Origin of the sequence: Aurantiacibacter xanthus (assembly GCF_003584015.1) — a bacterium.
GTDB lineage: Bacteria > Pseudomonadota > Alphaproteobacteria > Sphingomonadales > Sphingomonadaceae > Alteraurantiacibacter > Alteraurantiacibacter xanthus.
This window is the reverse complement of sequence record NZ_QXFM01000124.1, coordinates 1-8,763: the sequence shown is the minus strand read 5'-3', so window position 1 is coordinate 8,763 and position 8,763 is coordinate 1. Positions and strand designations below refer to the sequence as shown.

The window sequence follows — 8,763 nt, the reverse complement described above, 5'->3', positions numbered from 1 at the left end:
TTGACCGGCGCTGGCTCGTCGCTCGTCTCGACCCGCTCCACCGTGGTCCGACGGCTCGCCAGCACCAGCCAGCCGATAATCAGCACCAGCAGTGCCAGGGCGACTGCTACCAGCATCCAGTTGGCTGCGATCCATTCGCTCATCTCTTCAGCTCCTCTTGTTGCTGTTCGGCCTCATGGGCCAGCTTGCGGCTGAACAGGATCCGGTCTTCCGGGCCGAAGCCACGGGTCCAGATCACCCAGCCATAGACGCCGAGGATCGCCGGGATACCCACTGCCAGTTCCAGCCACTCGGGCAGCAGGATCACCAGCTGCCCTACGAGTATTGCCGCGCCTGCGGCCCAGATCAGCGCCCAGCGCCAGTTGTTGATCGGCTCGCGCAGGATCCGTGACAGCATGAAGGCCTTGGTCAGCGAGGCTGCGCCCAGCGTCAGCATCAGCGCGCCTGCGGCCGCACCGGCGCGATAGTAATTGGCGCGGTCCGGGTCGGTGATGTTCATGCTGTCGATCGCTTCCATCGCCAGCACCGTAATCAGCGCCTGCACCGCAATCGTGCCGATCGACACCCACAGATTGCGCACCCGTGCCACGTATATCAATGCGGCTTCGGCCACGACCGCCGTCGCCGCCACGACCTCGGCGGCGAGCAGGAACGCGAGGGCACCGGTGCCGCCCACGAAGTTCGGCCCGACCAGCCCCATGATCGCCTCGCCCGGAATGCCGAGCGAGAGCGCGATGCCCGCCTGCGCGGCGGTGATCCAGAAGCCGACCTGACACACCTGTCGGGCAATCGCGGCATAGTCGCGCTCGCGCAGCTTGCGGGTGATGACCGGGCCGAGGATCGGCTCGAAACTCGTCTTCAGCTTCTGCGGCAGGCTCGCCACCTGCTGCGCGACATAATAGATGCCGACCGCGGCGGGCGCGGCAAACAGGCCGAGGATGAAGATATCGACCCGGCGCGTGCCCCATTCGATGGCGTCGGCCAGCGCCAGCGGCAGCGCGCGCCAGGTGAAGCGCAGCATCAGCCTGGGGTGCGGGTGCCAGTTGTGCGGCAGGCCATAGGTGCGCAGGAACGGGATCAGCGCCACCGCCAGCCCGGCATAGATCGAGAGCAGGTAGGCCATCGACAGGCCCGATGTCTTGACCCCCGGCACGAACCACAGGACGCCCGCGAGGATCGAGATCGTCCACGGTTCGACCACCGCGCGGGCGCGCACCGTGGTCGCGATGTCATATTTATAGGCCTGCGCGGCGAGCACGATCTCGGTCAGCGCATAGCCGGGGATGGCGAGCACGATCAGCCGGTCAAGCGCGGTGTATTCGCCCGAGGGGAACAGCGGTGCGGGCACGAAATAGAACCCGAGCGCGGCCACACCGGAGAGGATCAGCGCGATCAGGATACCGTCGAACACGAGGTTCGCGCGGTTTTCCTCGCTCTCGGCCAGCCGCTGCGCGAGGCCACGTTTCTCGCCCATCGAACACAGCAGCGCGGCCAGCTCGACCACCACCAGCGCCGAGGCGAAGCGCCCGAGCGCGTCGGCGCCGTAGAGACGTCCGGCAATGAACAGGAACGGCAGGCGCGCGGCCAGCCTGAGCAAAAAGCCGAAGAAATTGGTCCGCCCACCCTTGGCGAGCGCGGCCATATCGTCGCTGCGCGGTTCGGTCGCCGGAGAGGTGGTCAAGCGTGCGCTCCCTCGGCGCGCAGCGGGCGGGCGAGCAGTTCGCGCACGATCTCCTGCGCCTCGGCCCCTTCGAGCAGCCGCGCGACCGCATCGACAATCGGCATGGCGACGCCCTTTTGCGCGGCAAGATCGCGCAGCACCGGCGCAGTGTGCGCGCCCTCGGCGACGGTGCGGCGGTCGGCCATCAGGCCCGCCGGGTCCGCCCCTTCGCCCAGCGCCATGCCGAGCGAGAAATTGCGGCTGGAGGTGGACGAGCAGGTCAGCACCAGATCGCCGAGCCCGCACAGGCCATTGAGTGTCTCGGGCCGCGCCCCCAATGCCTCGCCAAAGCGCAGCATCTCGGCAAAGCCGCGGGTGATGATTGCGGCGCGGGCATTCTGCCCCAGCCGCAGCCCGTCGACCACGCCGCAGGCGATGGCGAGCACGTTCTTGACCGCGCCGCCGATTTCGGCCCCGACCAGATCGTCCGTATAATAAGGCCGGAAGGTATCGCGCGCGACGGCGGCGGCGAGCCGCTGCCACTGCTCCTCGCCCCCGCCGCAAGCGAGCGTGACAGCGGTGGGCAGACCGGCAGCGACCTCGTGCGCAAAGGTGGGGCCGGACAGGACCGCGATCTCGCTGTCGGGCGCGGCCTTGTGCGCGACCTCGTGCATCATCGCGCCGGTGCCCTGTTCGATCCCCTTCGAGCACAGGATCAGGTCACGCGGTATCGCTGGCATCTGTGCCATGACGCTCGCCATGTGCTGCGCGGGAGTGACCAGCAGCGCCATGTCGCAGGCGGACAGTTTGGCCAGGTCGCTGGTCGCGCGGACCGTCTCGGCCAGTCGGGCCGAGGGCAGATACGGTCCGTTGACGCGGGTGGCGTTGATCTCGTCGGCAAGGCCTTCATCGCGTGCCCACAGCAGCACCGGCTCGCCGCTGCTGGCGAGCATCTGCGCCAGCGCCGTGCCCCATGCGCCAGCGCCGATAACACCGATGGTGCGGCTCATGCCTTTACTCCTGCCCCGCGCGCGGGTTCGGCCTCGGGATCGAGCGGCCAGCGTGGCCGCGCCACGAAATCGAGCGGATCGCCCGCATGGCCGAGCGCGAGACGCTCCAGCCCAGCCCAGGCGATCATCGCCGCATTGTCGGTGCACAGCGCCATAGGCGGCGCAATGAAGGGCAGGCCGCGCTGCTGTGCAAGCGATTCGAGCGCCGAGCGCACAACCGCGTTCGCTGCGACCCCGCCAGCGACCACCAGCGCGGTGACCTCGGGCATCTGCGCGAGCGCGCGGGTGAGCCGGTCGCGGATGCAGTCGACCGCCGCCTGCTGGAAGCTCGCGGCGATATCGGCATCTTTATAACTGCCGCTCTCGTGGGCGCGCAGAACCGCGCTTTTCAGACCCGCGAAAGAGAAGTGCGGCTCCGGCTTGCTCATCAGCGGGCGGGGCAGGGGCACGGCCTGCGGATCGCCCGCCAGCGCCAGCCGTTCGAGCGCCGGGCCGCCCGGATAGCCGAGCCCGAGCACCTTGGCGCTCTTGTCGAAGGCTTCGCCCAGCGCATCGTCGATGGTGGTGGCGAGGCGGCGGTACTGGCCGGGGCCCGACACTTCGAGGATCTGGCAATGCCCGCCCGACACCAGCAGCAGCGCATAGGGAAATTGCAGCGAGGCATCGGCAAGCCGCGGCGATAGCGCATGGCCTTCGAGGTGGTTGATCGCGATCAGCGGCTTGTCGCTCGCCATGGCCAGCGCCTTGGCCGAAACCAGCCCCACCATCACCCCGCCGATCAGGCCCGGCCCGGCGGTGGCGGCGATGGCATCGCACTGGGCGAGGCTGACATCCGCCTCGCGCAGCACCTGCTCGATCAGCGGGGCGATCCGTTCGGCATGCGCGCGGGCGGCGATCTCGGGCACCACGCCGCCGTAGGGCGCGTGCTCCGCCTCCTGGCTGGCGATGGCCTGCGCGAGGATCACGCGCTCGCTCGTGACCAGCGCGGCGGCGGTCTCGTCGCACGAACTCTCGATCCCGAGGACAACTTTGGCGGGCTTGGCACTCATGGGCGGGTTCCACTGGACGCATTCACGCATTAGGGCAAGTCGGGCTTATGACAGAGACACTTCACAAAGGCCCGATCCTGCGTCTGGGCACGCGCAATTCCCCGCTCGCCATGGCGCAGGCGCACGAGACCCGTGCGCGCCTGTGCGCTGCCCACGGCTGGGACGAAAGCATGGTCGAGCTGGTCCCCGTGGTGGCCAGCGGCGACAAGGTGCTCGATCGCCCGCTCGCAGAAATCGGCGGCAAGGCGCTGTGGACCAAGGAACTCGACCAGTGGCTCCATGAACGGCAGATCGACGCCTCGGTTCACTCGCTGAAGGATGTCGAGACCTTGCGCCCCGCCGAACTGACGATTGCCGCCGTGCTGCCGCGTGCCGACAAGCGCGACCGGTTGCTGGGGGCAAAGTCGCTGGCCGATCTTCCGCCGGGCGCGGTGATCGGCACCAGCGCGCCGCGTCGCGCCGCACAGGCGCTGTCGCTGCGGCCCGATTGCACGGTGGTGACCTTTCGCGGCAACGTCGCCACCCGGCTCGGCAAGCTTGAGGCGGGCGAGGCTGACGCAACCTTCCTTGCCGCCGCCGGGCTGCTGCGGCTGGGGCAGGACGATCTCGGCCATGCGCTCGCCCCCGCGCAGTGGTTGCCCGCGCCGGCGCAGGGCGCGATTGCGCTCGAATGCCGGGCCGACGATGCCGAGACCTGCAAGCTGCTCGCCGCCATCGACCATGCCCCGAGTCGCGCCGAAGTGATGGCTGAACGCGCCTTGCTGACGGGGCTGGGCGGCACCTGCCACTCGCCCATCGCCGTGTTGTGCGACTACGACGGCGAGGGGCTGACGATGCGCGCCGCGCTGTTCAGCCCCGATGGCAAGGACAAGATCGAAGACAGCGCGCAGTTCGCCGCCGGTGACCTCGAAGCTCCGGCGCGGCTGGCGCGCGAGCTGCTCGCCAAGGCTCCGCCCTCGATTGCGGCGGTGTTCAACGGCGCGTCGTGACCCTGATCGTTATCCGCCCCGAGCCGGGTGCCAGCAGCACGGCGGCTTTGGCCCGCGCGCGCGGGCTTGCGGTTGCGGCCTTTCCGCTGTCCGAAGCGCGGCGGGTCGACTGGGAGGTTCCCGACCCGGCGCAGTTCGACGCGCTGCTGGTAGGCAGCGGCAACGTCTTCCGCCTCGGCGGCGCGTGGATGGAGGCCTTTCGCAGCCTGCCGGTCCATGCGGTTGGCCGGACCACCGCTGAAGCCGCGCGGGCGGCGGGCTTTCGGGTCGATGTGGTGGGCGAGGGCGGCTTGCAGTCGATCCTCGATGCACCGGCTGGGCAGGGCATGCGCTATCTGCGGCTCGGCGGGGCTGAACGGGTTGCCGTTACGCCCGCGCCCGGCACCGTGATCGAGGCGCGCACCGTCTACGAGATCGCGCACCATGCCATGCCGCAGCCGCTGGCCGACAGCCTGCGCGCAGGCAAGGCGCTGGTTCTGCTCCATTCGGCCGGAGCCGCGCGCCATTTCGCCGCCGAGTGCGACCGGCTCGGGATCGACCGGGCGCTGGTCCGGCTCGCCTGTCTCGGCCCCCGCATCGCCGAGGCTGCGGGCGAAGGCTGGGCCGCGGTGGCGAGCGCTCCACAGCCGGACGATGCAGCATTGTTGGCCTTGGCCGCCGAATTGGTTTAACAACTCGCCCAGACGAAATCGGGGGCAAAGCAGCCCGGCACGGGGCAGGCTGCACGAAGGAACCTAATGGACTCAGTTTCCCACTTCCAGCACGACCAGCCGCCCGCGCGCGGCATCGGCCTGCGAACGCTCATTATCGTTGTCGTGCTGGCCTTGCTGGCCGGCGCTGGCGTCGCCTACTATTTCCTGCGGGGCGGCGAGATCGCCCGCGAAGCTTCGCCGATCTTTGCGCTCCGGCGCGAACAGCCGAGCGCGCCTGTCACGCCGGAGCCCACTCCCACCACCAGTGCCAGCGGCGAAGTCGATGTCGCCCAGGCGCGGCAGGCCGTGGAACGGGTCGAGCGGGTGGTCGAACAGCAAGGCGGGCTCGACGCGCGCGTGGCCGCGATGGAGCAGCGGCTGACCCGGCTCGACCTGCAATCGCAGGCGGCGGCGGGCAATGCCGCGCGGGCCGAGGGATTGTTGATCGCCTTCGCCGCGCGCCGCGCGCTCGAACGCGGGGCGCCGCTTGGTTATCTGGAAGACCAGCTGCGTTTGCGCTTCGGCGATGCCCAGCCCAATGCAGTGACCACGGTGATCGAGGCCGGGCGCAATCCGGTCACGCTCGACAGCCTGCTGGCGCGGCTCGATGCGCTGTCGGTCTCGATGACCGAGAACCCGCGCAGCGAGGGCGTGATCGACTGGCTGGGCCGGGAAATGTCCGAACTGTTCGTGATCCGCCGCGAAGGCACGCCGTCACCGGTCGCCAAGCGGCGGCTCGAACGCGCGCGGCTGTTCCTGCAAAGCGGGCGGGCCAATGCGGCGCTGTCCGAAGTGCGCAACCTGCCCAATGCGCAGAGCGCGGCGCGCTGGATCCACGATGCCGAGCGTTACGCCAAGGCGCAGCAGGCGATCGAACTGCTCGAAACCACAGCGGTGCTCGACCGGCAGAACCTGCGCGATGGCTCGGGCACGCGGGTTAGCGAAACGGCGGCGAACTAAAGCGGGATGACATAGCATTAACCCGGAAAGCCCTTCCCCTTGGGGAAGGGTTGGGATGGGGGTTCCACGCCAGCCAGCGTCGAGCCCCCAGCCCCTCCCCAAGGGGAGGGGAGCAAGATGGGTCAGGGTGATGTCATCAGACTTCTAGGCCTTCAGCAGCTCGGGCAGGTCGCCGCTCATGCCGCGCGCTTCGTCCATGAAGAAGCGCTTGAGCGGGGGCGTGCGCTGCACGGCGGCCATGCCGATCCGTCGCGCGAGGCTCGGCAACTTGCCCGGAATGCCGAACAGCCGGGTGAGCGAATCGCAGGCGAAGGCGACCGAGAACGAATCGAGCGCCCGCCACTTTTCGTAACGCGCCAGCATCTGCGCCTCGCCCGGCTCCAGCCCCAGCCGCATGCCCTCGACCAGCACCTCGACCAAAGCGCCCACGTCGCGCAGGCCGAGGTTGAGGCCCTGGCCCGCGATAGGGTGAATGCCGTGCGCGGCATCGCCCACCAGCGCCAGCCGCTCGCCGATAATGCGCGCGGTGTGCTGGAAGCCGAGCGGGTAGGACGAGCGCGGCCCATCGGCCTCGATCGCTCCATAGATGCCATGCATCTTGCCCATCACCTCGCCGAGAAACGCCTTCTCGGGCAGTGCCAGCAGGCCGGGGGCGTCCTTCTCGTTGACGCTCCAGACCATCGCGCTGCGGTGGCGGCCCTGTTCGTCGTCGGGGAGCGGCAGCAGCGCGAAGGGGCCGGCGGGGTAGAAGATTTCCCAGGCCACGCCCTCATGCGGCTTTTCGTGGAACAGCCCGGCGATGATTGCGCGGTGGTGATAGTTCCAGTGCGCGAGGTTGAAACCCGCCTCCTCGCGCGTGGGCGAGCGGCGACCTTCGGCTGCGACCATCAGGCTCGCCTCCAGCACCGTGCCGTCGCCCAGCGTGGCCGAGACACCATGCGGTCCACGCTCGCGGCTGCTGACCTCGACCGGCGCGTGCCAGGCGATCAGGCTTTCCTCGCGCGCGGCCTCGAACAGCGCGAGGCGCAGGTCGCGGTTGCGGTACATCAGACCGAGGCTGCCATCTTCGGGCGCGGGTTCGAAATCGATCCGGCCCGGTTTCATCCCGTCGGTGACGGCGATATTGGTGATCGCGCAGCCCAGCGGTGCGAGCGCCTCGCCAAGGCCGATGTTGGTGAACAGGTTCCAGCTCGCGGTGGAAATCGCCGAGGCGCGGCCGTCGAAGCCCTCCGCGGTTAGCTCGGCCGGGTCGGCCCGGTCGACCACGTGGCTGGAAATGCCCTTCTTCGCCGCAGCGAGGGCCAGCGTCATGCCAACGAGGCCGCCGCCGAGAATGAGGAGATCGCGCTTGTCCGCCATAGTGTCGTGCTCCTAAAGGTGCGCGCGTGATGCGTGCAAGCCTAATGGCCCTTCAGTGGCGGATAGCAAGCCTCTTGTGGTTGATCCCGGTCGTGTTTGCGGCCCTTTTTTCGGCTGCCCCGGCAGCAGCGCAGACGAACAACATCGCGCTTGCCGCCTATGCCGACAAGGCGCCCGAGCCGGGCGGCGAGGTCGACGTGGCGCTGGTCTTCACGCCCGCGCCGGGCTGGCATGGCTACTGGTCGAATCCGGGCGACGCGGGCGTGGGCTTGCGAATCAACTGGACCCTGCCCGAGGGCTGGCAGGCGGGCGAGCCAGACTTCCCCGTGCCCGAGACGCTGGTGATCTCCGGCCTGATGAACCACGTTTACGAGAGCCCCCATGCAGTGATCGTGCCGCTGCGGGTGCCTGCCGGAGCCGATCTGACCACGCCGCCCGTGGTGAGCGCGAAGCTCGACTGGCTCGCCTGCACCGACCGCATCTGTGTGCCCGAGCGCGGCGAGATCCGGCTCGACTTTGCGGGGCCGGCGGCGCTTGCACCCGAGGCCCGGTTCGAGCAATGGCGCGCCGGGCTGCCGCCGCTGATCGACCAGCACGCGACTTACGAAGTGGCGGGCGACGAGTTGCGGCTGGCGATCCCGCTGCCCGCCGCGATGGACCTGGGCGAACCGCATCTGTTTATCGAACAGCGGCAGATCGGGGCGGGGCAGTCGGTCGCCTATGCCGCGCCGCAGACCTTTCGGCGTGCCGGCGATATGCTGGTGGCGCAGGTGCCGCTCAAGGGGAGCGCTGCGGGCGAGGGCGGGCCGGAGATGCTCGAAGGCATCCTGTCGTTCGGCAAGGACGGGCGCGGGGTGCGGTTCGTGGCCGAGCCCGGCACGGTGACGGGCCTCGATGCGCCGGTGATCGCGGGGGCGGCGCGCGAGGTGCCTTCGCTGGCCTTCCTCATCGGTGCGGCGCTGCTCGGCGGGCTGATCCTCAACCTGATGCCCTGCGTGTTCCCGATCCTCAGCCTCAAGGCGCTGACGCTGGCCCGCGCGGGCG

8 protein-coding genes are annotated in these 8,763 nt (G+C 69.3%); 4 read left to right on the top strand and 4 right to left on the bottom strand.

The window, feature by feature from the left end; all coding sequences use genetic code 11:
- Positions 1-139: 139 nt before the first annotated feature.
- The 3 genes from D2V17_RS16170 to tsaD are packed head-to-tail and all read right to left on the bottom strand — an operon-like array spanning position 140 to position 3,719.
- Complete coding sequence (locus D2V17_RS16170) at positions 140-1,642, bottom strand: lipopolysaccharide biosynthesis protein (RefSeq protein WP_119593929.1); 1,503 nt, start codon at positions 1,640-1,642, stop codon at positions 140-142.
- A gap of 35 nt (positions 1,643-1,677) precedes the next feature.
- On the bottom strand, positions 1,678-2,670 hold the full coding sequence (locus D2V17_RS16165) for an NAD(P)H-dependent glycerol-3-phosphate dehydrogenase (protein WP_119593925.1): 993 nt from the start codon (positions 2,668-2,670) through the stop codon (positions 1,678-1,680).
- Positions 2,667-3,719: a tRNA (adenosine(37)-N6)-threonylcarbamoyltransferase complex transferase subunit TsaD gene (tsaD, locus tag D2V17_RS16160; protein WP_119593923.1), complete on the bottom strand. Its 1,053-nt coding sequence runs from the start codon at positions 3,717-3,719 to the stop codon at positions 2,667-2,669. Before tsaD ends, D2V17_RS16165 begins: the two co-directional genes overlap by 4 nt.
- Positions 3,720-3,766: 47 nt before the next feature.
- Between tsaD and hemC the strand changes: the two genes are divergently transcribed.
- The 3 genes from hemC (at position 3,767) to D2V17_RS16145 (ending at position 6,360) form a co-directional block, all read left to right on the top strand.
- On the top strand, positions 3,767-4,708 hold the full coding sequence (gene hemC, locus D2V17_RS16155) for a hydroxymethylbilane synthase (protein ID WP_119593921.1): 942 nt from the start codon (positions 3,767-3,769) through the stop codon (positions 4,706-4,708).
- The gene (locus tag D2V17_RS16150) at positions 4,705-5,379 is read left to right on the top strand and encodes a uroporphyrinogen-III synthase (RefSeq protein ID WP_119593919.1); all 675 of its coding nucleotides are present in this window, start codon (positions 4,705-4,707) and stop codon (positions 5,377-5,379) included. Before hemC ends, D2V17_RS16150 begins: the two co-directional genes overlap by 4 nt.
- A gap of 66 nt (positions 5,380-5,445) precedes the next feature.
- Complete coding sequence (locus D2V17_RS16145; RefSeq protein WP_245978767.1) at positions 5,446-6,360, top strand: hypothetical protein; 915 nt, start codon at positions 5,446-5,448, stop codon at positions 6,358-6,360.
- A gap of 144 nt (positions 6,361-6,504) precedes the next feature.
- On the opposite strand, the gene D2V17_RS16140 is transcribed toward D2V17_RS16145, so the two are convergent.
- Positions 6,505-7,719, bottom strand: a complete 1,215-nt coding sequence (locus D2V17_RS16140; RefSeq protein WP_119593917.1) for an FAD-dependent monooxygenase — start codon at positions 7,717-7,719, stop codon at positions 6,505-6,507.
- Positions 7,720-7,811: 92 nt separating this feature from the next.
- On the opposite strand from D2V17_RS16140, the gene D2V17_RS16135 reads away from it, so the two are divergent.
- Positions 7,812-8,763: protein-disulfide reductase DsbD domain-containing protein (locus tag D2V17_RS16135; protein WP_281270596.1), on the top strand; the 952-nt coding region annotated here is incomplete at its 3' end.

Excerpts from the sequence above, each read along its gene's own strand:
- D2V17_RS16170 (WP_119593929.1), bottom strand. The coding sequence starts at position 1,642 with ATGGCCGCGCTCGCCAAGGGTGGGCGGACCAATTTCTTCGGCTTTTTG.
- D2V17_RS16165 (WP_119593925.1), bottom strand. The coding sequence starts at position 2,670 with ATGAGCCGCACCATCGGTGTTATCGGCGCTGGCGCATGGGGCACGGCG.
- tsaD (WP_119593923.1), bottom strand. The coding sequence starts at position 3,719 with ATGAGTGCCAAGCCCGCCAAAGTTGTCCTCGGGATCGAGAGTTCGTGC.
- hemC (WP_119593921.1), top strand. The coding sequence starts at position 3,767 with ATGACAGAGACACTTCACAAAGGCCCGATCCTGCGTCTGGGCACGCGC.
- D2V17_RS16145 (WP_245978767.1), top strand. The coding sequence starts at position 5,446 with ATGGACTCAGTTTCCCACTTCCAGCACGACCAGCCGCCCGCGCGCGGC.
- D2V17_RS16140 (WP_119593917.1), bottom strand. The coding sequence starts at position 7,719 with ATGGCGGACAAGCGCGATCTCCTCATTCTCGGCGGCGGCCTCGTTGGC.